This window comes from Streptomyces coeruleorubidus (genome assembly GCF_008705135.1).
Taxonomy (GTDB): domain Bacteria; phylum Actinomycetota; class Actinomycetes; order Streptomycetales; family Streptomycetaceae; genus Streptomyces; species Streptomyces coeruleofuscus.
Window position 1 is genome coordinate 8,866,385 of the sequence record NZ_CP023694.1, and the last position, 24,895, is coordinate 8,891,279.

Here is a 24,895-nt window from a genome sequence, read left to right on the forward strand (position 1 = left end):
CGGCTCACAGGGCGCCTCGCCGGTGCAGCGTGTACTGCTCCATCAGCTTGCCCCGGGTCATCTCCAGCCGGTGTGCGAGCACCTCGGCGACATTCCGCACCAGCATCAGCCCGAGCTCCGTGTCCTCCTCGCACCGCGCCAGCACGGCCCTCGCGTCGAACTCGTAGGCCCGCACGGGGCTGAACGCCACCGCGCCGAAGTCCCAGGTGTAGGGCGGGAACAGCCAGGACCAGCCGAGCAGGTCGCCCGCGCCGAGGCTGGCCACGGTCACCCGCTGGAGCGAGTTCACCTGCTGGTCCAGGGAGACCGCGCCGGAGCGGATGACCCAGAAGCGGTCGGCCGTGGCGCCCGCCTCGAAGATCCGGGCGTCCTCGGGGAAGGACACCTCCCGGGCGAGCGTCATCAGACGCTGCCGCTGGGGCGGCGGCAGGGCGGTCAGGAGTTTGATCGCTTTGGTCATGCGGAGCTCCTCGCCGGGCGGTCGACTTCGGTGCTTTCCCTACGCCCATTTCAGCCGCTGGCGGGTCCCAGGGCACCTCGGCGTGCGCAACTTTCCCGGGGCATGAAAAAGCCCTGGCTGGACGGGGGAGACCAGCCAGGGCCGTAAGCGGTGGTGCGGAGGACGGTGGGTCGACTCCGGCACCACGTATGAGTGAACGGTAAACCATCCAGGGGGCGTGCGGGCACCCGGGACCGGGTTGCGTGACCCGTTTCACTTCAGTCCGCGTCCTCGGCGAGGACCCGGACCGTCTCCAGCTCCGGGTTCGTGGGGTCGGGCAGGTGCATGCCCGCGGCCAGTCCGGTCCGCAGGTACGCCAGCACCGGCTCGGTGAGGCGCTCGCCCGGCAGGACGGCCGGGATGCCGGGGGGATACGGCGTGATCATCTCGGCCGCGACCCGTCCGGCCGCCCGCGCCACCGGCACGTCCTCGGCCGGGCCGAAGAACGCGTCGCGGGGCAGCGCCGCCTGTTCCATCCGCAGCCCCGCCGGCGACGGCACCTCCACCTGCGGCGCCCGGGGCAGGTCCCGGGCGGCCCGCGCCAGGTCCCGCAGTGCCTCCAGCAGCTGCCCGGTCGTCTCCCGGTCGTCGCCGTGGGTGATCTGCCCGCCGATGCGGCGGTGGTCCACCAGATGCGCGTCGATCTGCCGGTGCTCGCGCAGCCAGTCCGCCGCCTGGAAGCCCGTGATCCCGAGCCCGTCGAGGTCGATGACGCCGGGCAGCGGGTCGAGGTCGTCGGACAGGCCCGGGCCGCAGAAGTCGTCGCGGTCGTTGACGTGCAGCCCGTCGATCTCCTCGATGGCGGACCGGACCTCGGCCGCCAGCGCCAGCGCGCCGCCCATCAGCTCCTCGCCGTGCAGCGCCATCTGACGGCGCCAGCCGTCCAGACCCGCGAAGATCAGCACCGACGGGCTCGTGGTGCCCAGCAGGTCCGCGCGCATCCCCAGCAGCGCCGGCGGGACCAGATCGCCCTGGAGATGGAAGACGGAGCCCTGCTCCAGGCCGCTGCCCATCTTGTGGATGCTGGTCACGCAGATGTCCGCGCCCGCGTCCATCGCCCAGGACGGCAGCTCGGGGTGGAACGGCAGGTGCGCCCCCCAGGCCTCGTCCACGATCAGCGGCCGCGAGCGCCGGTGGCACACCTCGGCGACCGCCCGCAGATCCGCGCAGCCGCCGTACGGCGTGGGGCTCGTGACCAGCGCACCCCGCGCGTCCGGGTGGGCGTCGAAGCCCCGGTCGAAGTCCTCGGCGGACGGGGGATGGGCCAGGTGCCGTTCGGCGTCCCAGCGCGGCTCGATCCAGACGGGCTCGATACCGGAGATGATCAGACCCGCCACCACCGACTTGTGGGCGTCACGCCCGATCAGCAGCTTCTCGTGCGGCCCGGCGACCGACAGCATCGCGGCCTTCACCGACAGGGAGCTGCCGCACGTGCTGAAGAACGTGTGCTCGGCGTGCACCGCGTCGGCCATCAGCTCCTGGGCGCGTTGCAGCACCCGTCCCCGGGTGAGCCGGTCGTCCAGACCGCCCGAGGCCAGTACGTCGCCGTGGAAGACCGCGTCGCCCAGGACCTCCCGGACCGCCGGGTCGGCGCCGCGGGCCTGCTTGTGCCCGGGCGGCGTGAACGACAGGTGCCCCTTGCGGCGGTACGCGTCCAGGGCTTCCAGGACCGGTGCTCTGGTGTGGTCGACTGTCATGCGCACCGGGTTCCCGGCAGGTGACCCCGCAATCCGCCCGTGCCCGTCACCGGGCAACGGCCCTCCTGGTCAGGTCTCCTCGGCGTGTTTGCCCGGAGTCACGATCTCGTCCAGCACCCTGAGCACCGCCTCGTAGGACATCTGCCGCACGGTCGCGTCCCGGGCTCCCTGCGGGTCGGTCGCGCCCAGCTCCTCGCTCCTGCTCCGCCAAGCCCGCTCCTCGTGCACCGCGCAGGCCCTCGCGCGCTGGATGCGCCGCAGCAGTTCGTCCGAATCCACCACATCGGTCATGGACACCGCGTACCCCGACGACGCGTGGTGATGGCACCCATTCACGGCCGTTGGCTCGGGTTCACGGCCGTCGGCATCGATTCACGGCCGTCCCGGGGCTCCCAGGGGTCTTTTCGGGCTCTTTTTCCGGCAGTGGGGCGAACCGAGGTTTGCAGGTGCGGGGAGAGGTCAGCCGAACTGGGAGACCCGCGGCGCTCGCGCGATACGCGCCCCCGAAGCCGCGGGCGGTGGAAGGGAACACCGACAGCGGGTCCGTGAGCCCACGGCGTGCCCGGGCGGGCGGCCCCGGTACGCGGCCGGACCCGGCTCATGCCTGACCGAGCAGGGAGCTTGAGGATGTGCGAGGAGCACATGATCGAATCGCTATTCGAACAGCCCGGTGTGAACCGGGCCCGGCCGTGCAAACCCGCCGAAGCGCGCCGGGCCGTGGAACGCGCCGTGGCCGAACGCTGCCGCACCACCCACACCGCGTGTGACGCGAACGCCCTGTCCGACGCGCTGCTCGTCGCTTCGGAGCTGACGACCAACGCGATCCTGCACGGCGGCGGAGTCACCGACTTCCGCGTCGACATAGACGGCCCCGGCGTACGGCTCTCGGTGAGCGACCGCAGCGACGAACTGCCGGTGACCGCGCCGCCCACCGATCCGCACGGACGGCTGCGGCACGGCGGTCACGGCTGGCCCATCGTCTGCCGGCTCTCCCGCGACGTCCGTGTGTCCGACCTGCCCGCCGGCGGCAAGTGCATCACCGCCGTCGTGCCCCTTTCCTGAACGCCCGTGGACCTGTTCCCTCCAGATTGCACAGCAAAGTGGAGTTTGCTCCACCGGGGGCAGGGCAGACGCAATCTCGTGCTTCGGACCGGAGGCGCGCCAGCGGGAGCGGTATGCATGACTGCCCCGGAGGCCCTCCAGGCGATCCGGGCAGCGACCGTCCCGCGGTAACCCCTGAGACCATCGTTGTTCAGGAGCGAATCCGCATGCTCATCGATACGCCCACCAACCGTCCCGGCACGCCCGAAACGACGGCCCCCGCCACCCGGCGGCGGCACGACGACGCTCCGGACACCGCGGCCCTCTTCGCCCGGCTGGCGGAGATGGAGGAAGGGCCCGACCGGGAAGCCGTCCGCGACGAGCTCGTCACGCTGTGGCTGCCCATGGCCCACCGCATCGCCGGCCGCTTCCGCGACCGCGGAGAGTCGATCGAGGACCTCCGGCAGGTCGCCGCCCTGGGGCTGGTCAAGGCCATCGACCGGTTCGACCCGAGCCGGGGAGCCTTCGAGAGCTACGCCGTCCCCACCATCACCGGCGAGGTCAAGCGGCACTTCCGGGACCGCATGTGGGCCCTGCGGGTCCCCCGCCGAGTGCAGGAACTGCGCAACAAGGTGCGGGTGGCACGCCGTGAACTCACCCAGAACCCGGGCAGCCCCGAGCCCTCCGTGGCGGACATCGCCGCCCACACGGGCCTGACCGAGGAAGAGGTCAACGCCGGGCTCGAGGCCCTGGAGAGCTTCAGCACCCTGTCGCTGGACGCCGAGCTCTCGGCCGACGACGACGGCTACAGCCTCGCGGACACCCTCGGCGCGGCCGACTCGTCCTACGACGTCGTCGTCGACCGCGAGTCCGCCAAGGAGGGCCTGCGCCGCCTGCCGGAACGCGAACGGGCCATCCTCTACATGCGCTTCTTCGAGGACATGACACAAAGCCGCATCGCCGACCACCTGGGGATCTCCCAGATGCACGTCTCCCGCCTCATCAGCCGCAGCTGCGCCCGCGTGCGCGACGAGGTCCTGGGACAGCGGACGGGCACCCGCGGCACCTCCACGACGGCCTGACCACCCGACCCCAGAAGAGCGAGGAATCGATGCTGAGGCCCCACCCCGCCGTGCTGCGCCACCTCGTCGACGAGTACGAGGCACTGTCGGCCGCCGTGGCAGCGAGCGAACAGGCCGACCTGAGCACACGGGTCCACGACCTGGCGTACACGCTGTGCGTGTCCACCGGCACCCGGGACGTCGAGCGCGCCCTGGAGGTCGCCCACCAGTGGCTCGAGACCGTACCCCCACCGGCCCGCGAGACCACCCCGCTGACCGTCACCGAGAGGCGCATGGCGGCCCCGGAGCCCGCGTGATCGGAGTGTGCGCGTGACGTGACGGGGAAGGCGTGGCAACGCAGGGGCCCGGCCGACGGCGGCAACCGCGGCCGGGCCCCTTCATGTCACGCCACCGAGACCGGGGAGTTCCATGTCCGCAGCGGGACCGGCAGCCGCCGACGACGACAGCGAACTGGAGCGCCTGCGCTCCGAGGTGCGCGACCTTCGTGCCAGGGCCCGCGTGTACCCGCTCATCTCCCAGGCCCAGGGCCTGCTCCAGGAGCGGTACGCGCTGCCCGACGGGGAGAGCGCCTTCGCGCTGATGCAACGGGCGTCCCAGCGGTACAACGTCAAGCTGCGGACCCTGGCGGGTTTCCTGGTGACCGCACCGCGCCCCGACGGCCGGGAGCAGCTGTGGTTCCCGCGCCGCGTCCGCCAGCCGGAACCCGCCCTGACCTTCACCTCGGCCCACCGGTCCGGGTCCGGCAGCCGCGGTGCCGTCCTGAAGGCCGTGCTGAGCCACACCCTGGCGGTGACCGGCGCCGGCATGGGCAATGTCCAGCTCACCGACCAGGCCCGCGGCGGTCTGCGCATCGAGGAGCACACCGGACACACCCCCGAGTTCGTCGACTTCTTCGCCCACGTCGGCGACGACGGAACCGCCTGCGCGCGGGCCGCCCGCGACGTCGCCCCGGTCACCGTGCGGGACGTGGAGAGCGACCCGCTGTTCAGTGAACCGGCCCGCCGGGCCATCCTCGCGGCGGGCAGCAGAGCCTGTCACAGCGTCCCCCTGACCACCGCGTCCGGACTGTGCGTCGGCATGGTCTCGGCCCACCTGGACCGGCCCGTCCAAGGACTGACGACGGCCCAGGCCAAGGCCCTCGACATCGTGGGCGGCCAGGCGGGCCGGTGGCTCGCCTGGCACGACCACACGGTGGTCCTGGACGCCCTGGAGCACCTGCACGCCCTCGGCCGTGCCGGCCGCGGGTCGAGGTTCCGGCGGTCCTGAATCGCACGCGGCAGGCCCCCGCTGTGACCGGAATCCCCTGGTCCGGCGGCCGTGCCGGGTGTGGGGTGGCCCGGCCGGGGCATCCGGAGTGCCGGGAGGTCGACATGAACACGAGTGCGATGGCACAAGGCGGTCAGATCCGGGCCCGGCGAGCGGCGCGGGGTTCGGTGACCGAGGGGGCGGCACGGGCGGGCCTGGCCGCCCGGGGTGTGATCTATCTGCTCGTCGGGGCCCTCGCCCTGCAGATCGCCTTCGGCGACACGGGCGAGCAGGCCGACCGCGGGGGAGCCCTGGCCGAACTGTCACAGAAGCCGTTCGGCGCGGTGCTGCTGTGGGCCCTGGGCATCGGCCTCGTCGGCATGGCCCTGTGGCGGCTGTCCGAGATGCTGTTCGGCTCCGTCGGAAAGGACGGCCGCAGCGCCCGCAAGCGGCTGCTGGCGACGGCCCGCTTCGCGTTCTACGTCTTCGTCGCCTACTCCGTGCTGTCGTTCGCGGCGAACCGCGGCCAGAGCGGCGGCGGATCCAGCGACCGGCAGTCCCAGGACGCCACCGCCAGGGCGCTGGAGATGCCCGCGGGCCAGTGGCTGGTCGGCGCGGCCGGCCTTGCGATCATCGCGGCCGGCGGGTGGATCGGCGTACGGGCGGTGCTCCGCAAGTACCACGACAAGCTCCGGCTCGGGCAGATGAGCCCCCGGACACGGCGGCTGGTGGACGTCACCGGCGTGGCCGGAGGCGCCGCCCGCGGACTGGTGTTCGCGGTGGCCGGCGTCTTCGCCGTCCGCGCCGCGGTCGACTACGAACCCGACCGGGCCAAGGGCCTGGACGACACCCTGCGCAGCTTCGCCGACACCCCCCTCGGCCCCTGGCTGCTGGTCTGCGTCGCCGCCGGGCTGGTGCTGTTCGGAGTGTTCTCCTTCGCCATGGCCCGCTGGCGCCGCGTCTGAGCCGCGTCATCCGGGGAACACGAGGCCAATGAGCGATTCCGAGATTCCGCATGGCGACGGCCGGCCCGTGGACATGTACCTGGACCTCCTGCGCATCCGGATGGACACGGAGGACTACCGCCTCCTGATGCGTGTGGTGGAACCGGTCCTCGAGGCGATCGACGAGGAGCGCCTGTCCAGCCTCGACTTCGCACTCGACTCAGGGGCCAACGACGAACTGCCCCAGGAGGTCCGTGACGAGGTGGCCCTCGTCATCGCCACCGCCGTCACCGGCCGCCTGGACAACGAAGTGATCGAACTCGACGTCGACGAGACCGGCCCGGTCAGGATCGTCACGGACGCGTCCACCGCGTCCGACCCGGTCCGCCTCGGCGAGATCGCCGACTACATCAAGGAACGGCACCGGCAGACGGAGGAGCTGCGGGGCATCGCCGAGGTGAGCGGACTGCCCACCGACTTCTGAGCGGCCCCGGATCTCTCAGGCCCGGGGCTCCGCCATCGGCACGCCCAGGGGACGCGCGAGACCCACCACGGCCTCGTCCAGCCGCTCCAGATGCCGCAGCACGCGGTCGGTGATCCGGCCGTAGCGCGGTGTGCCGGCGTCGGAGCCCAGCAGCGAGGCGATGCTCGGCCCGGTCTCGACCCGGGCGGCGGCGTGCTCGTCCGCGACCCGGGCCGCGATGGTCTCGATGTTGCGCACGGTGCGCCCCGCGGCCCCGCGCAGGCGTGGATCCGCAGCGATCGAGGGATGCGTGGGCAGCAGCTCGGCCGTGGCCGCCAGCGTCCGCGCGTGGTACGCGCACGTCTCCAGCAGCGCCACCACGTAACGGGCCGTGTGGCGCCGGGCCCGCAGCGGCGTGACCGGATGGGTCAGCGGCTGCGTGGCGGCCCGCAGGTCGGCCAGTGCCTGGTCCAGGTCACGCGCCTTGTCCAGCAGCTCGTCCGCCGGCCCCCCGCTCAGCTGGCCGACCGCGGCCTCGGTGACCTCGGCCAGCCGGTCCAGGACGGTCCCGAGCAGCTCGTTCGTACGGCGGTCGGTCCGCACCGGCAGCACCAGCGCCGCCGCGACCACCCCGCAGGCCGCACCGAGCGCCGTCTCCTCCACCCGCAGCAGGAGCACGTCGAGGCTGTAGGTGTGCAGCAGCGTGTACAGCAGCCCCAGCATCGCCGTCACGAAGAACGACATCAGCGTGTACGACAGCGGGGCCACGTAGAACATCGCGAAGATCAGCACCAGGACCAGGCCGAACGCCGTCCAGGTGTGCTGTCCGACCAGACCCGCCAGGACGATGCCCGCCACCACGCCGAACACCGTGCCCAGCAGCCGGCGGTAGCCCTTGACGAGGATCTCGCCCGTCGAGGCGGTGTTCAGGAAAACGATCCAGCACGTCAGCACCGCCCAGTACCAGCGCTGCGTGGACAACAGCTCGCCGCCCACGATCGCCAGCGCTGACCCGACGGCGACCTGCACGGCCGCACGCGTGGTCGGCCGCCGCAGCCCCGTCTCCTGCTCCTCCGCCGGCTCCTCACCGCCGTCGATCGCGGCGTCCTCCGCGTCCAGCTCCTCACGGGAGCGGGCCGTCGCGGGGGTGTCGTCCGACTCGTCCTGCGGGCCGTCCAGCGCGATCCGCAGCCCCAGCACCGAGCGGGCCGCCTCACCGATGCCACGGAACACGTCCTGCACGGCCGCGGGCGCGGGCGGCAGGTTCTCCTCGTCCCGGTAGCCGAGGAGACGGTTGCGCACGTGCGCCAGCCCGGTCCCCGCATCGCCGCTCCCGGCCCGCAGCACGAGAGCGCGCAGCGCCTGGAGATCACGGCGGAGCGTGGCGGTGGTCTCGTCCGGCACGGCCGGCTGCCCCACCGACGGCGCGGGAGCGCCCGGCAGGTGCAGGGTCAGCGTGTCGGCCCGTTCGGCGCTGCGGGAGGTCAGCAGCAGCAGACCGAGCCGCTCGGCGGCGATCTCGGCGTCCGCGATACGCCGCTGCACGAGACGGGCCGCCGACTCGTCCGGGGTGCCCTCCTCGAGCTGCGCCTGGATCATCATCGCCGTCTCGTGCAGCCGCGCCGTGCCCTCGCGCACGGCCTCCAGGGCCTTGTCCATCTCGTCCGGGGCGGCGTCGAGAAGGTCGAGCTGCGCGGACACCAGCTGGGCCAGCCGGGCGCGGAAGGCCAGGCGCAGCCGCAGCAGCACGCCCGTGGGGGTCGCGGGCACGACCGCGAAGCGCAGCAGGGCACTGGAGCAGAACGCCACGGCGATGGCGCCGCACAGCGCAGGCAGCGCGGACACCTCGGCGCCGACGAACAGGGACAGGAAGTAGATCTGGAACCCGATCAGCCCGAGCGCCGTGCCGCGGTCGCCGAACCGGCGGCCGTAGACCGCGCAGAAGATCAGGACGACGAAGAAGACGTCACCGACGTACAGACGCGCGTTGAGCACCGCGCCCAGCGTCACGGAGACCAGCGCCACCGGAAGACCCAGCGCCAGTGTCACGGCCTGGGCGCCGAGCTGCTTCTCCCGGATGGCGAAGGTGGCGACCATCGCCGCCATGGCCCCCGCCACCAGGAGATGCACATCGGCCCCGAGCGGGGCGAGCACGGCCAGCGTGAGGGCGATGGCGCCGACCGTCCGCAGCCCGGCCGTCAGGCGCAGCAGCCCCGGGTCGGACGCCGCGATCCGGTCCCGCAGCCGTGCCCGCACCGACCGTCCCGCTGCCCTCACGCCGCCGCACTCTCTCCCGACTCACACCAAGATCCGCACCTCAGCATGACATGCCACGAGCGGAAGCCTCCCTCCGGCCCGGGCCTACTCCTGGCGGGCGGTCCCCTCGACGTGAGCCCGCACCTGCTCCGGCGTCAGATAGGCGTCGGTGTACTCGAAGTCCTTCAGCCGGGCGGCCTTGCGGGCCTGGAACCCGGTCCGTACGAAGTCGTCGCCGGCGACCGCGTTGAGGAGCCAGTTCGTCATCACCCGGGTCTTGGCGACGTTGGTGCGCAGCGCCGACCAGTGGTAGCCGCGTGCCACGGCCTGGGCGGGCAGGCCGCGCAGTTCGATGCCCAGAGGCTTGGAGACCGCGTCGGTGCCGCCGAGGTCGACGACGAGCCCCAGGTCCTTGTGGACGTAAGGCTTCCTGGCCTGCCCCCGCAGCGTCGCGATGACGTTGTCCGCGACGTGCTTGCCCTGCCGCAGGGCGTGCTGCGCGGTGGGCGGGCACATGGCGCTGTCGTCGCCCTTGGCCAGGTCGGGCACGGCGGCCGAGTCGCCGAGCGCGAACACCCCGTCGTCGCCCGGCAGGTTCATCTCGGGGGCGACCACGAGCCGCCCCTTGACGGTCTCCGCGCCCAGCGTGGCGATGAGCGGGCTGGCGACGACCCCGGCCGTCCAGATGAGCGTGCGGGTCGGGATCACCCGCCCGTCGGTGAAGGTGACCTCCTCCGGGCCCGCCTTCGCGATGGAGACACCGAGGGAGATCTCGATGCCCCGCCGGCGCAGGATCTCCTGGGCGCTGCTGCCGAGCTTCTCGCCGAGCTCAGGCATCAGCTTCGGCGCGATGTCGATGAGATGCCACTTGATCAGGCCCGGGTCCAGCCGCGGGTAGCGCTTCACGGCCGCGTGCGTCAGCCGCTGGAGGCACGCCGCGGTCTCGGTGCCCGCGTAGCCGCCGCCGACCACCACGAACTGGAGCCGCGAGGCCCGTTCGGCCGGGTCCTGGCTGGCGTCGGCCAGGTCCAGCTGCGAGATGACGTGGTCACGGACGTACGCCGCCTCGGCGAGCGTCTTCATCCCGAACGCGTGCTCCGTCAGCCCCGGGATGTCGAAAGTGCGGGTGATGCTGCCGGGGGCCAGCACGATGTAGTCGTACGGCTCGTTGACGATCTGGTCGGTGATCGTGCGGATGACGCAGACCTTGGACTTCAGATCGACGCCGATGGCCCCGCCCGGAATGATCCTCGTGCGGTACTTCTTGCTGCGGCGCAGCGAGACGGCGATCGACTGCGGCGTCAGCACGCCGGAGGCGACCTGGGGGAGCAGCGGCAGGTAGAGCTGGTAGGCGAACGGCGTCACCAGCGTGACGTCGGCCTCGTCCGGGGAGAGTTTCCGTTCCAGACGGCGGACGCACTCCACGCCGGCGAAGCCTGCGCCAACCACCAGGATCCTGGGTCGTGTCACGGTGTTCATCCCTTTCTGCGGCTCCAGGCGGTCTGCCTCGAACGCCTATCGACTGCCCCTGGATCGCTGGTTCGCACCCCATTGATCCCACCGCGTCTCCGACCGGCACGCCAGTCGGACGCGGCAGGCAGACGAACGCGTCGATCACCACCATGCCCGCCCCGTGGCCGAAAAGCACCAGGCGGGAGTGAAGAACGCGTGCACACACGGTCGGCCGGGCCCGCCGTCAGGACCCGGCGTCCCCTTGGAGATGACACAGCAGCAGACACACGTCGTCGTCGCGCTCCGAATCACTCAGCAGCGGATGCAGGATCCGGTCCGCCGAGCCCTCCAGGTCCGCGTCCAGCTCCGCCGAACGGAACCCGCCGAGCGCCGAGGCCAGCCGCTCGATGCCCGGGTCTATGCCCTGCGCGCGCCGTTCGACCAGCCCGTCCGTATAGAGCGCGAGTGTCGAGCCGGGCGACAGACGGACCGTGTGGTCGCCGATCTCCTGGGTCAGGGGGATGCCCAGCATGGCGCCGGGTTTGGCGTCGAGGGTGCGCACGGTGCCGTCGGGCAGCCGCAGCACCGGCGGCGGATGACCCGCGGCGGCCCAGGTCAGCGTGGGCTCGTCCGGGTGGAGCCGGGCGATGACGGCGGTGGCGTACAGGTCCGGCTGGAGATGGTGCAGGAACCGGTGCAGCCGGGTCAGCAGCCGGCCCGGGCTGTCACCGTCGACCGCGTACGCCCGCAGCGCGGTGCGCAGCTGGCTCATCATGACGGCCGCGTGCAGACCGTGCCCGGTGACGTCGCCTACGACGGTGATGAGACCGCCGTCCCGCTGGGGGAACGCGTCGTACCAGTCACCGCCGATGTTCAGCCCGTGGGTGGCGGGCAGATAGCGCGCGGCCAGGCTGAGACCCGGCGTGGCCGGCAGATCCGTGAGCAGGGCACGTTGCAGCGTCTCGGCGATGTCGCGGTTGTGCTCGAAGCGCCGGGCGTTGTCGATCGCGATGCTCGCCCGCCGGGTGAGCTCGATCAGCATCACCGCGTCGTCCGGGTCCCACCGCGCACCGGGCGGCGACAGGGTCAGCACCCCGAGCGGAGCCCGCCGCGTCGGCAGCGGCACGCACAGCAGCGGCCGCGCGGGATCCAGCGCGGACGGCGGCTGGTCGTCGACGCCGGGCAGGCCGCCGGGATGGTCGGCCGCGTACTGGGGCCGCCCGGTCCGGGCCGCCACCACGGCGGCGGCCGGATGCGGCGCCGACCGGTGCTTGTCCTCCTCGTTGTCGAACAGCCAGACGTCGACACTGCTGGCGTACTCCGGCACCAGCAGGTCCGGCAGCCGGCGCACGATCTCCTCGTGGTTGAGCGAGGCCGTCAGCACGGCGCTCGCGTCCGCGAGGAAGGTCAGTCTGCGGCGGGCGCTCTCCGCCTCGTTGCGGGCCCTGCGCTCGGCGGCGAAGGCCTCGCGCTGGGCCCGGCCCGCCGCGTCCAGTTCGGCGTGCAGCGCCAGGACGCCCTGGTTCGTCTGGTGCAGCTCCTCGCGGTGGAAGGCGACCAGATCCTCCTGCTCGCCGAGCTTGTCCAGCACCACGGCCGTGTCCTCGTCGGCGCCGAGCAGCGCCTCCGCGAGGGCGGCGGGATCGTCCTCGACGGAGCCGCCCTCCGTGGCCCGGGCCACCTCGGGGCAGGGGACCGTGACCTCCCACGGCGGTTCCCCGGCGGCAGCGGACGCGTCCGGCGACGGCGTCACCACGGCGTGCAGCAGCCCCTCCTCGGCCGGGGACCCGGCCATGTCCAGGGTGAGCAGCCAGGTGCCGCCCTTGGTGAGGCACTGCCGCAGGTGGGCGCTGAGAGCGGCGGCCAGCCTCGTCCGTTCGACGGTGGGCACACCGTACGCGGCGGCCAGGCGCGCGAGGGCGATGCGGGCGCGCGCCGCATCGGTGACGGTGGTGATCTGCCAAGTACGCATCATGGGTGTTCCGGCGGGGTCGGAGTCAGCACGGCCACGGCGGTGTCGTCCCGCACCGGACGGGCGGGACTGCTCGCGTCACGTATCGCCAAGGCGGCCGTCACGGCCGGGTCGGCCGCGGAAAGACCGGCATCGGACGGCGGCGTCCAGCGGCTGGGCAGGCCGTCGGTGTGCAGGACGAGCAGCCGGTCGGCGGCCCAGTCGGCCTCCTCCTCGCGGAGGGTGGTGGGCCGGTGCACGCCGACGATGCCGGGCCGCGACAGCAGCGGACGCCAGGTGCCGTCCGTGCGCAGCCGCGCCCCCACGTTTCCTATGCCGGCGAACCGCAGCCGCCCGGCCCGCACGTCGAGCTGGGCCAGGGCGACGGCCGCGCCCCGGGTGCCCTTCAGCGCGTCATGGAGCCGTTGCAGCGACTCGGCGGGGGAGAGGTGGGCCCAGCGGTGCAGCGCCGCCACCGCCGCGGACGAGGCCCGGGCCGCCTCGGGGCCGTGCCCCAGACCGTCCGCCAGCATCAGTGTCAGCCGGTCCCCGGAACGCACCCACGCCCAGGCGTCACCCGAGTACTCGGCTCCGCCGTAGGGGATGTTCACGCCTCCGGCGCGCACGCCGGCGACGGGCAGGGACCGGTCACCGGGAGGACCGGGCCGCTCGTCACGGCCCGGTGCGCCTGGGCCCCGCACGTCGCCGCCCGGAACACCGGAGACCTGCTGGGAACCGGGCTCGTTGTCGACAGCACCACTGTGGCCGGGCACGCTCCCGGTCGGTCCGGCGAACCCCGGCGAGCCGCCGGGCACCGCCGCGTGCCCCGTCAGGGCGCCGCACGCCACGGCTCCCACGGGCGCGTCGCCGCCCCGTGCGGCCCCGCCCGGCCACCAGCCGCCGGTGGAGGCCCCGCCCTCGGACCACGCCGGGGCGCCGGGAACAGCCATGCCGTCCGCCGGACCTCGGCCGCCCGCCGCCACGTCGGCCTCCGCCCGCGCGGCCGGACCGCCGCGACCGCGGGGCGTGGTGCCCACGCGGGCCACCGCGACCGTGCCGCGGCCGGCCGTGCTGTGCAGGGCGAAGTCGTCGGCGAGACGCTGACACGTGCCGAGGCCCGCGCCGAGCGAGCTGGTCGTGGAGAAACCGTCGCGCAGCGCCGCCGGTACGTCCGCGATGCCCGGGCCGTGGTCGATCGTGGCGATCTGCACGACCCGGGACTCCGCACGGCCCTCCCGCGGCGCGGGCGGCGCCACCACCTCGATGAGCACCTGACCGCCCTCGGCGTGCTTGAGCAGATTCGTCGCGAGCTCGGTCGCGACCAGCGCGGCGGCCGCGGTGCGCCGCTCGTCGAGACCGGCCAGCGCGGCCGCGCCCTCCGCGGCGACCCGCGCGTCGCGCACCCGCGTCGAGTCGCGCACCGGGACGTCCCACACGCGCGGCATCAGGCCTCCTCGCGGGGTCGCGGCGGCCGGCCCACCCAGCAGGTCACCCGCACGGTGGTGCCGTCGCCCGGCGTGCTCTCGATGTCGAAGTCGTGCACCAGGCGCCGGGCGCCGCTCAGCCCCATCCCCAGCCCGTCGCCGGAGGTGTAGCCGTCGCTGAGCGCCTGGTCCAGGTCGGCGATGCCCGGCCCCTCGTCGGTGAAGGCCAGCCGGAGCCCCTGCGCACCCGCGCTGCTGAGGTGCGTGGCCTCCATCTGTCCGCCACCGCCGTGCACCAGGGTGTTGCGGGCCAGCTCGCTGGCCGCCGTGACCAGCTTGGTCTGCTCCACCAGGCCGAAGCCGAGCCGGGCCGCGGCCTGCCGCACGTGTTGTCGTACCCACACCAGGTCCATGTCCGACCGGATGGGCAGGCAGGCCTCCACGCCCGCGGCAGTGTGCATCACGGACTCTCCTGACGCCGCCCGCCCGGGCGGTACGCCGGGGACTGCTGCGAGAGGAGCTCCATGCCCGCCTCCGTGCTGAGCGCCGTGGTCAGCCCGGGCAGCGTCAGGCCCAGTTCCGCCAGGGTGATGGCGACCGCCGGGCGCATGCCGGCCACCACGGTCCGCGCGGCCAGCAGCTTGGCCTGCGCGGCGATCTCGGCCAGCACCCGGCCCAGGAACGAATCGACGATCTCCACACCGGAGATGTCGATGAGGACACCGCGCACCCCGGTACGGGAGGTGGTCTCCGCGAGATCCTGCTGGAGCTGCTGCGCCGTGCTGTCGTGCAGGTCCCCCTGGAGCGTGACCAGCAGGACGTCACCGAGCCGGAGAACCGGCACGTGGCCCGTGACGGGACGGGAGTACGCGTCGCTCACCGCTGACCCGCACCCGGGTTCACGATGTCGGCGCCGAGCTCGTGCAGCGCGTAACCCAGCGCGTCGGCGAGGCTCGCACGGGTGATCACGTCGAGGTCCAGACCGAGGTGGACGATGGTCTGCGCGATGGCGGGGCGGATACCCGAGACGATGCACTGGGCGCCCATCAGCCGCGCCGCGGCGACCGTCTTCATCAGGTGCTGTGCCACCAGCGAGTCCACCGTCGGCACCCCGGTGATGTCGAGGATCGCGAACCGGGCGTGCTGGTCGACGACGGCGTTCAGCAGCGTCTCCATCACCACCTGGCTGCGGGCACTGTCCAGCGTCCCGATCAGCGGCACGGCAACGACGCCGTCCCACAGCCGGATGACGGGCGTCGCCACCTCCATCAGCTGGAGCCGCTGCCGGTCGCTCAGCGCCTGCCACTCGCTCAGCGCCGTCTGCATGGCGACCAGCCGCAGGGTTCCCATCAGCACGGTGAGCGTGGTCGAACACGCCCGCAGATGCTCGGGCGGCGCCTCCTCCAGATCCGAGGCCAGCAGGTTCTCCACGGGCGGCCGCAGGGCGGCCAGCTCGCTGGCGACCTGGGTGTTCGACAGCCCGGCCCGCGAGCGGGCCGCGCCCATCCGGGCCAGCTGCTCGCGCACCCCGCTGAATCCCGCCGCGTCCGGGTCCTCCACCTGCTCCGAGTCGGCCACCTGGGCCAGCGCGTCCACGACGACCTTGCTCGCCTCCACCGCCTCGTCGCGCGAGACGGTGAACACCGTGCGGAACAGGGGCTCGTCCGCCCATCGCTGGGCGATCTGCTCACGCCTGCGGTGCAGGAAGTCCCTGACCTCGTGCGTCGGCGTGGCGAGCTGTCCGTCCGCTTCGTGCTCCGGCACGTTCTCTCCTCATCCGCGTTGCGTCGACCGAGCCCGCCTCAGGCAACGGGACGGTGCTGTGACACTTGCCGGGCGACAACTCTAACCATGCGCCGACCTCGTACGACACCGGATCCGGCGCAACCGATCCGGCTGGCGGGAACGGGGGTTGGCCACCGCCGTCACCGGCGCGTGAAAGACGGACCGCCGTCCGGGCGGGGTGGAGCGAGGGCACCGGAACGCCGGTTGCGCCGGCGGCCCGCCGACCCGTCAGGCGCTCTGTACCCCCGGCTCCTCGGGGGTGTCCGGCGCCTCGTCGGCGCGGGCCAGAGCCTCGTCGACGCTCTCCGATATCGGCACCGTGATGCTGACGCCCGTCAGGTCGAGGACGCGCCGCACGGCCGGCGTCGGGCTGATGACGTGCACGCTGCCGGCGGTCCTGCGGGTCTCCTGGTACACCCGCAAGATGATGTTCATCCCGGACGAGTCCATGAAGGGGACGGACGAGAGGTCGAGCAGGAAGTGCCGTCGGCCGTGGTGGAGTTGGTTGGCCAGGTGGGCCTGGAACTCGGTCGCGGTGTCGACGTCCAGGTAGCCGTCGACCGTGATCAGGGCCACGTCCTCCCGGGGCAGTTCGACTTCCACGGACAGCGGGTTCTGGGCGAGGGGCACGGGTACCTCCATCAAGTGCTACGGCCTGGGCAGGTCACCTCTGTGGATGACCGCGGTGCGGGGCGATGCCGGTCGTGACGCGGGCTCTGCTGCTGTTTCTCACGTTCCTCCCTCCGCTACCGGGCTCCGAATTCCACCGCGCCCCCGCGATTACCCCGGAAACCGTCCTCCATGCCCCCGGGGAGAAACCTGCCGGAGCCCGCCGCCGGCGACGTACGGTGGCACGTGTGTGCGCCGAATGCGCTTGCGGCAGGAGGGTAATTGGCCTGTGGAGCAGGGTGGGCGGGAACCTCCCGCCGGGCTCCACGATCCGCACACCGTCAGGGAGGATGGAGCAGCGTGGCCATCGACAGAATCTGGTCGTACGCGCCGGGCAGCGGTCACATCGAGGGACAGGACCTGACCGGTTTCGCCGTCGCCGCGACCGACGGCACGATCGGGCACGTGGACCGCGAGGACGCCCCGCACGGCATGCGGCACCTGGTCGTCGACACCGGCGTCTGGGTGTTCGGCCGCAGCGTCCTGGTGCCGGCCGGAGTCGTCACCGGCATCGACACGCAGGGCCGGAAGATCACACTGGGCTGCACCAGGGGAGACGCCAAGGCGGCCCCCCGTTTCCAGACCGACAGCGAGACCCGGGACCGGGGATACCTCACGGCCGTGGGCGACTACTACGACCGGCTGCCACCGCGCGCGACGACTTCGGCATGACTGAGCCCTGAGCCGGTCACGGGCGTGCGGCGCTCGTGACCGGCTCAGGGCTCACCAGGGCAGGAACACGTGTACGTCCTTGCCGCGCTCGTCGCTCACCACGCTGACCTGGTCGCACAAGGTGTGGATCAGGTGCCAGCCGATGCCGCCGCCCCCGCTGCGCGGATCGAACGGGCGCGGAGCCGGCTCCGTGGAGCTGGTGTCGTGCAGGACCACATGCACGCCGTCGAAGGTCCGGCGCATCCGCAGCGCGAACGGACCCGGGGCGTACTGGACCGCGTTGGCGGCCAGTTCCGTCACCACCAACAGGATGTCGTCCCAGTACTCGGGGGCAGAGGGCGGGGAGGAGCGTGACAGATCACGCAGGAACTCCTCCGCGGCCAGCCGCGCTCCCGTCACGTCGTGCGGCTCGCCCACGAAGCTGTTCGTGCGGCTCGGGATCTCCTCGGAGGTCAGTGCGTCATCCCCACGCGGCTCGGTTGACATATCGCCTTTCCGGCCCGGCGTCAGCAAGGGCTGTCGTCAGGGCTGTCGTCCTTTCTCTTGCGTCGCCACTGTTGCGTGTTCCCGAGGGGCCGAGGCCTACTCGTCCAGTTCCGTGCTCAGCGGAACACGTTGTCCGCGTCGTCCCAGTTCGATGGCTCGTCCCTGGGACTCGGACGGCCGGGGCGCCTGCGCGACTCGTACATCGCGTCGATCTCGGACGCGTAGTGCCGCACGATCTCGTCCCGGCGCAGCTTCATCGAGGGCGTCAGCAGCCCGTTGGTCACGTCGAACGGCTCCGGCAGGACCCGGAACACCCGGATCGACTCCGACCGCGACACGGCGCTGTTGGCCGCGGCCACGGCACGCGCCACCTCCTCCCGCAGCGCGTTCTCCTCCCGCGCCTCCCGCATCTCTCCCTGGAGCGCCAGCGCCGCCCGCCAGTGCGCCAGGAACTCCGGGTCCAGCGTGATCAGGGCACCGACACAGGGCCGGTTGTCGCCCACGACCACGGCCTGGTGGATGAGCGGGTGCATCCGCAGCCGCTGCTCCAGGGCGGCCGGGGCGACGCTCTTGCCGCTGCTGGTGATGATGATGTCCTTCTTGCGGCCGGTGATCGTCAGATAGCCCTCGGCGTCCAGCTCCCCGAGGTCCCCGGTGGCCAGCCAGCCGCCGCGCAGCGCGGCCCGGGTGGCGGCCTCGTCACCGACGTATCCCTGGAACACCGACGGGCCGCGCACCAGGATCTCCCCGTCCTCGGCCACGCGGATCTCCGTGCCCGGCAGAGCCTGCCCGACGGTCCCGGACTTCTCCCGGCCCAGCGGCTGCATCGTCACCCCGCCGCCGGTCTCCGTCAGGCCGTAGCCGTCGTGCACGTAGATGCCGATGCCCTCGTAGAAGAGCGACAGGTCGCGGCTGAGGGGAGAGCCGCCGGACGTCGCCCGCCGCACCCGGCCGCCCAGCGCGTCCCGCAGCCTGCGGTACACCGTGCGCTCGTACAGGGCGTGCTGGAACCGCAGGTCGAAGCCGGGCCCGCGCCCCCGGCCCAGCCGCTGGCGTTCCAGGGCCCCGGCGAAGTCGCGCGCCGTCTCGGCGGCCCGCTCGAACAGACCACCGTGGCCCCCCTGCTGGGCCGTGCGCAGGAAGTTCTTGTAGATCTTCTCGAAGACCGACGGAACCGCGTAGAAGTACGTGGGCCTGAAGGAGCGCAGCGCCGACGACAGTGCCTCCCCGCCCAGCTCGGCCTGGTGTCCCATCACCAGGCCGCCGCGCAGGCACAGGCCCTGGATCATCAGCCCGTACACATGGGAGAAGGGCAGGAACGCCAGCACGGAGCCCTGCTCCCCGCGCGGTGCCGCCGTGTGCCCCCAGCCCGTCAGCAGCGTATCGCAGGGGGCGGCCAGGTTGCGGTGGCTCAGGGCGCAGCCCATGGCATGGCCGGACGTGCCGGAGGTATAGGCGATGACGGCCGTGGAGTCCGGCAGCACGATGCGGCGCATCGAATCGACCGTGGCGTGCGGGACGTACTGCCCGCGCGCGGCCAGTTCCTCCAGGGCGCCCGCGTCCAGCTGCCAGACGTGGCGCAGCAGCGGCAGCGAGGCGCACACCGAGCCGACGGTCATGACGCCCTGCTCGTCCTCCACCACCACCGCCACACAGCCGGCGTCCCGCAGGATCCACTCGACCTGGTCGCGCGACGACGTCGGATAGACCGGGACGACCTCGGCACCCACGGCCCACAGCGCGTAGCACAGGACCGTCCACTCGTACCGGGTGCGCGCCATGATCGCCACGCGGTGCCCCGGCGCTAACCCGGAGGCGATCAGCCCCTTGGCCACGTCCACCACCTCGTCGCGCAGCTCGATCGCCGTCACCTCCTCCCAGGAGGCGGAGGCCGGGTCGGCGCGGCGCGCGAGCACCGGCCGGGTGGGTTCGCGGTCCGCCGTCTCGAAGACGCTGTCGGCGAGCCCGCCGGTCAAGGGCGAGACGGCCGGTGGAGCGAGGGCGAGGTCGCGCATGCACTGCTCCTGACGTGTACGGGGTGTCACATTGCCGACGGGTAGCGTCATCGGCGGGGCTCGAATGTAGTCGAGCCGCGGCCCTCAGGGGTCGGGAAATACGGAAGTCGTCCCGCTGATGATCTCGGCGTGATCGGGGGACCCGGACGGCATGAGTCACATCAGTCCCGATCCCGAACCCGAACGCAGCTCCGGCCTGGAACCGGGCGGCGGCGTACCGCCCGGCGAGACCCCGCCCGCGGAGAGCAGCATGCCCGAGGCGGGGCCCCGGGAGACGCACAACCCGCCCAAGGGCTGGGCCAAGGCACCGATGGCCGTGATCATCGTCCTCGTGGTGCTGATCGCGGCGTTCTTCCTGGCCTACGCCCTGGTTCTGATCCTCTGAGGCCGGAATCCTCCGAACCCGTCCGCGGAAGCAGACGGGACGCTCACGCCTGCGTGTGGCGGACGCACTCGGTGACGACGTCCCGCAGGCTCCCCGTGCGCTCCATCAGCGCGCGCTGCACCTGTGCGCCGTTGCCCTCCCGCAGCAGCTCCTCGCAGGCGGCCCGGGCCCGATCGAGGTCCCCGGTGTCCGCGAGGGCCTCCTCTACATGGTCCAGCAGGGCACGGACGACCGCCTCGGCGGGCAGGCGCCGCATGGTCGCGGGGTGCAGCAGCTCGCCCGAAAGCCCGGACCGGGCGGCCAGCCAGTCGGCCAGCCGCAGCAGGCTGACGCTGTGGTCGAGCGGTTCCCGGCCGGCCCGCCACTCGCGCGCGGCGGTCTCGACCAGCCCGCGGACGAGCGTGGCGACCAGCGCGGCCGTGCCGGAGTGCAGACAGACGTCCGACACCCGGACCTCAACCGTCGGATACCGCTGGGACAGCCGCGCGTCGAAGTAGATCATCCCGTCGTCGAGGAGAGCGCCGGTGGCCACCATGTCCGCGATCAGCCGGTGATACCGCTCGGCCGAGCCGAAGATCTCCGTCGGGCCGGCCGACGGCCAGCGCAGCCACACCCGGCTGCGGTAGCTGCTGTACCCCGTGTCCTTGCCCTGCCAGAACGGCGAGTTCGCACTGAGCGCCGTCAGGACCTGGAGCCAGGGCCGCACCCGGTCGATGACCGCGACGCCCTCCTCGTCGGACTCGACGGACACGTGCACGTGGCAGCCCAGGACGAGCTGCTCCCGGGTGGCGATGCCGTACTGCTCGGCCATCCACTGGTATCGGCGGTTGACGCCGACCGCGGGGCTGACCGGCAGCGGGGACGTGGCGAGCGCCGCGACCGTGCAGCCGATCTCCCCGGCGTGCCGGGCCGCCTCCTTGCGGCAGCGGACGATCTCCGCGCGCAGGCTCTCCATGGACGACTGCGGATGGGTGGCGAACTCCAGCATCTGCTCGTGGAGTTCCTTCTCGAAGACGTCCTGATCCGCGTCGTCCTGCTCGGCCCGGGCGAGCACCGCCGCGGACCTCGCCTGCGGTTCCCCGGTCTCCGGGTCGACCAGGAGGAGTTCCTCCTCCACTCCGACGGTGCGCACCCTGATGCCCGCCCTTCTGTGACCCTGCGGCGTCCGCCACCGGGTGTTCCCGGTGGTAGACACCCAGTGCCCCTCACAGGCGGGTCGGACACCTGGTGCGGCCGCGGGACTTCACGGAGCGAACGGCGTCAGCCACACCGTGGCCAGCGGCGGCAGCGTGATCCGGACACAGCCGTCCTCCGGTTTGACCGGATCCGGGTTGGTGACGCCGCTGCCGCCGTAGCGCGGGTCGTCGGTGTTGAGGATCTCCTGCCAGGCGACCGCGTCGCCCGGGACCCAGAGGCCGTAGTCGGGCCGGACTACTGGGGAGAAGTTCGCCACCGCCAGCAGCGGTCTGCCCTCCGCGTCGTACCTCAGGAACGCGAAGACGTTGTCGTCGGCCGAGTCCACCGCCACCCAGCGGAAGCCCTCCGGGCGGGTGTCGCACTGCCACAGTGCCGGCGTCGCCCGGTACGCCGTGTTCAGGTCACGGACCAGATCACGCACGCCCCGGTGGTCGCCCGCCGAGTGGTAGCCGTCGTCGAGCAGCCACCACTCCGGCCCGTGCTCCACCGACCATTCGGCTCCCTGCGCGAACTCCTGCCCCATGAACAGCAACTGCTTGCCGGGGTGGCTCCACATGAAGCCGAGGTAGGCGCGGACGTTCGCCCGCCGCTGCCACCAGTCGCCCGGCGCCTTCGACACCAGCGCCTGCTTGCCGTGCACGACCTCGTCGTGGGAGATCGGCAGGACGTAGTTCTCGCTGTAGGCGTACACCATCGAGAAAGTCATCTCGTGGTGGTGGTACTTGCGGTGCACCGGCTCGTGGGAGAGGTACTCCAGCGAGTCGTGCATCCAGCCCATGTTCCACTTCAGCCCGAAACCGAGCCCGCCGGTGTCGGTGGGCTTGGTGACGCCGCCCCAGGCGGTGGACTCCTCCGCGATCGTCACCACGCCCGGGGCGCGCCGGTACACGGTCGCGTTCATCTCCTGGAGGAACGCCATGGCCGCCAGGTCCTCCCGGCCGCCGTAGGCGTTGGGCTCCCACTGGCCGTCCTCGCGCGAGTAGTCCAGGTAGAGCATCGAGGCGACCGCGTCCACGCGCAGCCCGTCGATGTGGAACTCCTCGCACCAGTACACCGCGTTCGCCACGAGGAAGTTGCGCACCTCGGTGCGGGCGAAGTCGAACTCGTACGTGCCCCAGTCCGGGTGCTCGGCGCGCCGCCCGTCCCCGGGCTCGTACAGCGGGTCCCCGTCGAACCGGGCCAGCGCCCAGTCGTCCTTCGGGAAGTGCGCCGGCACCCAGTCCATGATCACGCCGATGCCCGCCCGGTGGCAGGCGTCGACGAAGAACCGGAAGTCGTCCGGGGTCCCGAGCCGTGCGGTCGGCGCGTAGAAGCCGGTGACCTGGTAGCCCCAGGAGCCGTGGAAGGGATGCTCGGCGACCGGCATCAGCTCCACGTGCGTGAAGCCGAGGTCCTTGACGTACGCCGGGAGTTCCTCGGCGAGCTGCCGGTAGTCAAGACCCGGCCGCCAGGACGGCAGGTGCACCTCGTACACCGAGAACGGCGCCTCGTGCACCGGCGTGTCCGCCCGGTGGGCCATCCACTGAGCGTCGCCCCACTCGTAGTGCGAGGCCGTCACGATCGACGCCGTGTTGGGCGGCTCCTCGGTGCGGCGTGCCATCGGGTCCGCCTTCAGGAACCGGTGGCCGTACCGGGAGGTGATCTCGAACTTGTACGCCGTGCCCTCGCCCACGCCCGGCAGGAACAGCTCCCACACGCCGGACGCGCCGAGGGAGCGCATCGGGAACTGCGTCCCGTCCCAGTAGGTGAAATCCGTGGCGACCCGCACGCCCTGCGCGTTGGGCGCCCACACCGTGAACCGGGTGCCGGTCACGCCCTCGTGGGTCATGGGCTGCGCGCCGAGCGCCTGCCACAGCTGCTCGTGCCGGCCCTCCCGGATCAGGTGCAGGTCGAGTTCGCCGAGCGCGGGCAGGAACCGGTACGGGTCGTGCACCTCCTGCTCACCGCCCTCGTACGCCACGTGCAGGGTGTACGCGGGGATCTCCGCCAGCGGCAGCACACCGGAGAACAGGCCGTCGCCCTCCGAGACGAGCGGCGTGCGCTCGCCGCCGGTCACCACGCTCACCGAGCGGGCGAAGGGGCGCAGCGCCCGGAACGCGATCCCGCCGGGGACCGGGTGGGCGCCCAGCAGCGCGTGCGGGTCGTGGTGGGCGCCCGCCAGCAGGCGCCCGCGGTCCTCCGGGCTCAGGGCGGGCGCGGTCGCGCCCGGGACCGGGCCGGACGGCTCCGGGATTGAGGTGTCGCGCAGGGCCACGGCTCAGTCTCCTCTCACAGCGAGGCGCTCGATCGCCGCCATCGGTACAGGCAGCCAGTCGGGGCGGTGCCGTGCCTCGTACAGCACCTCGTACACGGCCCGGTCCGTCTCGTAGGCCCGGAGCAGTCCGTGTTTCTTGCGCGGGTCCCAGCCCGCGCGGGCGGCATAGCCCGCGCAATAGGTCTCGCGACAGCGTCGCGCCCACTCCGGGCGCCAGGGGCGGCGCTGCCGGGCGGCGTAGTCGAAGGAGCGCAGCATCCCGGCGATGTCCCGCACGGGGGAGTGGGCGCTGCGCCGTTCGGAGAGCGGCCGGGACGGCTCGCCCTCGAAGTCGATGACGAACCACTCGCGTCCGGCCCGCAGCACCTGACCCAGGTGCAGATCGCCGTGGATGCGCTGGGCCGGCGGACCGGCGTCGCAGGTGGCGAGGGCGGCGAACGCGGTCCGCAGGCCCGGCACGTACGGCTGGAGCGCGGGCACGCAGTGCGCGGCGGCGGCCAGCCGCTCGGACATCGCGGTCGCCGTGTGCCCGTTCTCCCCGGGCTCGCCGACCGGGAAGGCCGAGGCGAGCGCGAGGTGCACCTCCGCCGTGGCCGCGCCCAGCGCCCGCGCCTGGGCCGTGAAGTCGTCCCCGGCGGCCAGGGCGTGCAGCGCCAGCGTCCAGCCGTCGGAGGCGTCCCGCAGATACGGCTGGAGCACGCCGAGGGTGGCCTTGAACGGATGCTTCGTCTGGAACCAGGCCACGGGCGCGGGCACGCGGTGACAGCCCTGCCTGGCCAGCGCCCCCGGCACCTCCAGGTCGGGGTTGACGCCCGGCTGGATGCGCCGGAAGACCTTCAGGATGTACTCGTCGCCGTAGACCAGCGAGGAGTTGGACTGCTCGGCGTCCAGCAGCCGCGGCACCAGTCCGCCGGGCACCGGCTGGTCCGGGTCGCAGTCGAACCGCAGGGGGCCGGCGGTGCCGGGGTGCCGCAGCCGGTCCAGGAGGAGCTGGGCCGAACGGGGGTCGTGCAGGGCGTCGTAGACCGTCAGACCGGCCAGCGGCCCGTCCTGCACCTGCCCGATGAGCGCCCGTCCCAGGCGCGGCGACGGATGCTCCCGTACGCCGAGCAGGAGCTGGTAGCAGTCGCCGGACGGGGGAGCGCCGCCCGGGGACGGCACGCCTGTGTGGCCGGCGTGACCGGCGTGGATCAGCAGGTGCAGACAGCCCGGGAACAGCTCGGTCATCGACAGCAGGCCGAGCTCCGTGACGGGCCGGTCCTTGCCCGCGAACCAGCGCTGCCGCGGCAGCCAGTCGCGCAGCAGCCCGCCGAGCGACTCCATGGGCTCGGCCAGGCGCGTGAGGCTCGGGCGGAGGGATGCGGTCTTCGGCATGGTC

The 24,895-nt window shown here is 72.6% G+C and carries 24 protein-coding genes; 8 read left to right on the forward strand and 16 right to left on the reverse strand.

The window, feature by feature from the left end:
- Positions 1–4: 4 nt before the first annotated feature.
- The 3 genes from CP976_RS40375 to CP976_RS40385 form a co-directional block, all read right to left on the reverse strand.
- Positions 5–460, reverse strand: coding sequence for a cyclic nucleotide-binding domain-containing protein (locus CP976_RS40375; RefSeq protein WP_150484801.1), 456 nt, complete (start codon positions 458–460; stop codon positions 5–7).
- A 257-nt stretch (positions 461–717) separates the two neighbouring features.
- Positions 718–2,196 (reverse strand): aminotransferase class I/II-fold pyridoxal phosphate-dependent enzyme, encoded by a 1,479-nt coding sequence (locus CP976_RS40380; RefSeq protein WP_150484802.1) that lies wholly within the window; start codon positions 2,194–2,196, stop codon positions 718–720.
- 69 nt (positions 2,197–2,265) lie between these two features.
- Complete coding sequence (locus CP976_RS40385) at positions 2,266–2,487, reverse strand: hypothetical protein (protein ID WP_150484803.1); 222 nt, start codon at positions 2,485–2,487, stop codon at positions 2,266–2,268.
- Positions 2,488–2,823: 336 nt separating this feature from the next.
- Between CP976_RS40385 and CP976_RS40390 the strand changes: the two genes are divergently transcribed.
- The 6 genes from CP976_RS40390 (at position 2,824) to CP976_RS40415 (ending at position 6,992) form a co-directional block, all read left to right on the forward strand.
- Complete coding sequence (locus tag CP976_RS40390) at positions 2,824–3,258, forward strand: ATP-binding protein (RefSeq protein WP_150484804.1); 435 nt, start codon at positions 2,824–2,826, stop codon at positions 3,256–3,258.
- 206 nt (positions 3,259–3,464) lie between these two features.
- Positions 3,465–4,319 carry a SigB/SigF/SigG family RNA polymerase sigma factor gene (locus CP976_RS40395; protein ID WP_150484805.1) on the forward strand — a complete coding sequence of 285 codons (855 nt, stop codon included), beginning with the start codon at positions 3,465–3,467 and terminating at the stop codon, positions 4,317–4,319.
- A 29-nt stretch (positions 4,320–4,348) separates the two neighbouring features.
- Positions 4,349–4,615, forward strand: a complete 267-nt coding sequence (locus CP976_RS40400) for a DUF5133 domain-containing protein (RefSeq protein ID WP_150484806.1) — start codon at positions 4,349–4,351, stop codon at positions 4,613–4,615.
- 112 nt (positions 4,616–4,727) lie between these two features.
- Positions 4,728–5,585: an ANTAR domain-containing protein gene (locus tag CP976_RS40405; protein ID WP_150484807.1), complete on the forward strand. Its 858-nt coding sequence runs from the start codon at positions 4,728–4,730 to the stop codon at positions 5,583–5,585.
- A gap of 104 nt (positions 5,586–5,689) precedes the next feature.
- Positions 5,690–6,529 (forward strand): DUF1206 domain-containing protein, encoded by an 840-nt coding sequence (locus CP976_RS40410; protein ID WP_150484808.1) that lies wholly within the window; start codon positions 5,690–5,692, stop codon positions 6,527–6,529.
- 28 nt (positions 6,530–6,557) lie between these two features.
- Complete coding sequence (locus CP976_RS40415) at positions 6,558–6,992, forward strand: hypothetical protein (protein WP_086602370.1); 435 nt, start codon at positions 6,558–6,560, stop codon at positions 6,990–6,992.
- A gap of 15 nt (positions 6,993–7,007) precedes the next feature.
- Here CP976_RS40415 and CP976_RS40420 read toward each other — a convergent pair whose 3' ends face one another.
- From CP976_RS40420 to CP976_RS40460, 8 genes are all read right to left on the reverse strand, one after another.
- Positions 7,008–9,248 (reverse strand): FUSC family protein, encoded by a 2,241-nt coding sequence (locus CP976_RS40420; RefSeq protein ID WP_150484809.1) that lies wholly within the window; start codon positions 9,246–9,248, stop codon positions 7,008–7,010.
- Positions 9,249–9,332: 84 nt separating this feature from the next.
- Positions 9,333–10,706: an NAD(P)/FAD-dependent oxidoreductase gene (locus CP976_RS40425; protein ID WP_086849178.1), complete on the reverse strand. Its 1,374-nt coding sequence runs from the start codon at positions 10,704–10,706 to the stop codon at positions 9,333–9,335.
- 217 nt (positions 10,707–10,923) lie between these two features.
- Positions 10,924–12,654 (reverse strand): PP2C family protein-serine/threonine phosphatase, encoded by a 1,731-nt coding sequence (locus CP976_RS40430; protein WP_150484810.1) that lies wholly within the window; start codon positions 12,652–12,654, stop codon positions 10,924–10,926.
- On the reverse strand, positions 12,651–14,075 hold the full coding sequence (locus tag CP976_RS40435; protein WP_229876320.1) for an ATP-binding SpoIIE family protein phosphatase: 1,425 nt from the start codon (positions 14,073–14,075) through the stop codon (positions 12,651–12,653). The genes CP976_RS40430 and CP976_RS40435 overlap by 4 nt, the downstream gene beginning before the upstream one ends.
- Complete coding sequence (locus CP976_RS40445; RefSeq protein WP_150484811.1) at positions 14,075–14,515, reverse strand: anti-sigma regulatory factor; 441 nt, start codon at positions 14,513–14,515, stop codon at positions 14,075–14,077. Before CP976_RS40445 ends, CP976_RS40435 begins: the two co-directional genes overlap by 1 nt.
- Complete coding sequence (locus CP976_RS40450) at positions 14,515–14,934, reverse strand: STAS domain-containing protein (protein ID WP_150484812.1); 420 nt, start codon at positions 14,932–14,934, stop codon at positions 14,515–14,517. The genes CP976_RS40445 and CP976_RS40450 overlap by 1 nt, the downstream gene beginning before the upstream one ends.
- A complete protein-coding gene (locus tag CP976_RS40455; RefSeq protein WP_086849168.1) occupies positions 14,931–15,818 on the reverse strand; it encodes an STAS domain-containing protein in 888 nt (295 codons plus the stop codon). Before CP976_RS40455 ends, CP976_RS40450 begins: the two co-directional genes overlap by 4 nt.
- A 249-nt stretch (positions 15,819–16,067) precedes the next feature.
- The gene (locus CP976_RS40460) at positions 16,068–16,469 is read right to left on the reverse strand and encodes an STAS domain-containing protein (RefSeq protein WP_150484813.1); all 402 of its coding nucleotides are present in this window, start codon (positions 16,467–16,469) and stop codon (positions 16,068–16,070) included.
- A gap of 339 nt (positions 16,470–16,808) precedes the next feature.
- On the opposite strand from CP976_RS40460, the gene CP976_RS40465 reads away from it, so the two are divergent.
- Positions 16,809–17,180, forward strand: coding sequence for a PRC-barrel domain containing protein (locus tag CP976_RS40465; protein ID WP_150484814.1), 372 nt, complete (start codon positions 16,809–16,811; stop codon positions 17,178–17,180).
- A gap of 51 nt (positions 17,181–17,231) precedes the next feature.
- On the opposite strand, the gene CP976_RS40470 is transcribed toward CP976_RS40465, so the two are convergent.
- Both CP976_RS40470 and CP976_RS40475 read right to left on the reverse strand, forming a co-directional pair.
- On the reverse strand, positions 17,232–17,666 hold the full coding sequence (locus CP976_RS40470; protein WP_010033269.1) for an ATP-binding protein: 435 nt from the start codon (positions 17,664–17,666) through the stop codon (positions 17,232–17,234).
- 116 nt (positions 17,667–17,782) lie between these two features.
- Positions 17,783–19,681, reverse strand: coding sequence for an AMP-dependent synthetase/ligase (locus tag CP976_RS40475; RefSeq protein ID WP_150484815.1), 1,899 nt, complete (start codon positions 19,679–19,681; stop codon positions 17,783–17,785).
- A gap of 151 nt (positions 19,682–19,832) precedes the next feature.
- Here CP976_RS40475 and CP976_RS40480 point away from each other — a divergent pair, with 151 nt between their 5' ends.
- Positions 19,833–20,066, forward strand: coding sequence for a DUF6480 family protein (locus CP976_RS40480; protein ID WP_086849159.1), 234 nt, complete (start codon positions 19,833–19,835; stop codon positions 20,064–20,066).
- A gap of 43 nt (positions 20,067–20,109) precedes the next feature.
- Here CP976_RS40480 and CP976_RS40485 read toward each other — a convergent pair whose 3' ends face one another.
- The 3 genes from CP976_RS40485 to CP976_RS40495 all read right to left on the reverse strand — a co-directional run bounded on the left by CP976_RS40485 (position 20,110) and on the right by CP976_RS40495 (position 24,891).
- Entirely contained in the window at positions 20,110–21,198 is a 1,089-nt protein-coding gene (locus tag CP976_RS40485; RefSeq protein WP_086849157.1) for a glutamate--cysteine ligase 2, read from the reverse strand.
- Positions 21,199–21,309: 111 nt separating this feature from the next.
- On the reverse strand, positions 21,310–23,517 hold the full coding sequence (glgB, locus tag CP976_RS40490; RefSeq protein ID WP_150484816.1) for a 1,4-alpha-glucan branching protein GlgB: 2,208 nt from the start codon (positions 23,515–23,517) through the stop codon (positions 21,310–21,312).
- Between the two features lie 3 nt (positions 23,518–23,520).
- Positions 23,521–24,891 carry a maltokinase N-terminal cap-like domain-containing protein gene (locus CP976_RS40495; protein WP_150484817.1) on the reverse strand — a complete coding sequence of 457 codons (1,371 nt, stop codon included), beginning with the start codon at positions 24,889–24,891 and terminating at the stop codon, positions 23,521–23,523.
- Positions 24,892–24,895: the final 4 nt, after the last annotated feature.

Bases quoted from the DNA above. Each gene is read 5' to 3' on its own strand.
- CP976_RS40415 (WP_086602370.1), top strand. From the start codon at position 6,558: ATGAGCGATTCCGAGATTCCGCATGGCGACGGCCGGCCCGTGGACATG.
- CP976_RS40435 (WP_229876320.1), bottom strand. From the start codon at position 14,075: ATGCCGCGCGTGTGGGACGTCCCGGTGCGCGACTCGACGCGGGTGCGC.
- CP976_RS40425 (WP_086849178.1), bottom strand. From the start codon at position 10,706: ATGAACACCGTGACACGACCCAGGATCCTGGTGGTTGGCGCAGGCTTC.
- CP976_RS40480 (WP_086849159.1), top strand. From the start codon at position 19,833: ATGAGTCACATCAGTCCCGATCCCGAACCCGAACGCAGCTCCGGCCTG.
- CP976_RS40385 (WP_150484803.1), bottom strand. From the start codon at position 2,487: ATGACCGATGTGGTGGATTCGGACGAACTGCTGCGGCGCATCCAGCGC.
- CP976_RS40410 (WP_150484808.1), top strand. From the start codon at position 5,690: ATGAACACGAGTGCGATGGCACAAGGCGGTCAGATCCGGGCCCGGCGA.
- CP976_RS40395 (WP_150484805.1), top strand. From the start codon at position 3,465: ATGCTCATCGATACGCCCACCAACCGTCCCGGCACGCCCGAAACGACG.
- CP976_RS40495 (WP_150484817.1), bottom strand. From the start codon at position 24,891: ATGCCGAAGACCGCATCCCTCCGCCCGAGCCTCACGCGCCTGGCCGAG.
- CP976_RS40405 (WP_150484807.1), top strand. From the start codon at position 4,728: ATGTCCGCAGCGGGACCGGCAGCCGCCGACGACGACAGCGAACTGGAG.
- CP976_RS40400 (WP_150484806.1), top strand. From the start codon at position 4,349: ATGCTGAGGCCCCACCCCGCCGTGCTGCGCCACCTCGTCGACGAGTAC.
- CP976_RS40475 (WP_150484815.1), bottom strand. From the start codon at position 19,681: ATGCGCGACCTCGCCCTCGCTCCACCGGCCGTCTCGCCCTTGACCGGC.
- CP976_RS40390 (WP_150484804.1), top strand. From the start codon at position 2,824: ATGTGCGAGGAGCACATGATCGAATCGCTATTCGAACAGCCCGGTGTG.
- CP976_RS40430 (WP_150484810.1), bottom strand. From the start codon at position 12,654: ATGATGCGTACTTGGCAGATCACCACCGTCACCGATGCGGCGCGCGCC.
- CP976_RS40375 (WP_150484801.1), bottom strand. From the start codon at position 460: ATGACCAAAGCGATCAAACTCCTGACCGCCCTGCCGCCGCCCCAGCGG.
- CP976_RS40445 (WP_150484811.1), bottom strand. From the start codon at position 14,515: ATGCACACTGCCGCGGGCGTGGAGGCCTGCCTGCCCATCCGGTCGGAC.
- CP976_RS40380 (WP_150484802.1), bottom strand. From the start codon at position 2,196: ATGACAGTCGACCACACCAGAGCACCGGTCCTGGAAGCCCTGGACGCG.
- CP976_RS40470 (WP_010033269.1), bottom strand. From the start codon at position 17,666: ATGTCAACCGAGCCGCGTGGGGATGACGCACTGACCTCCGAGGAGATC.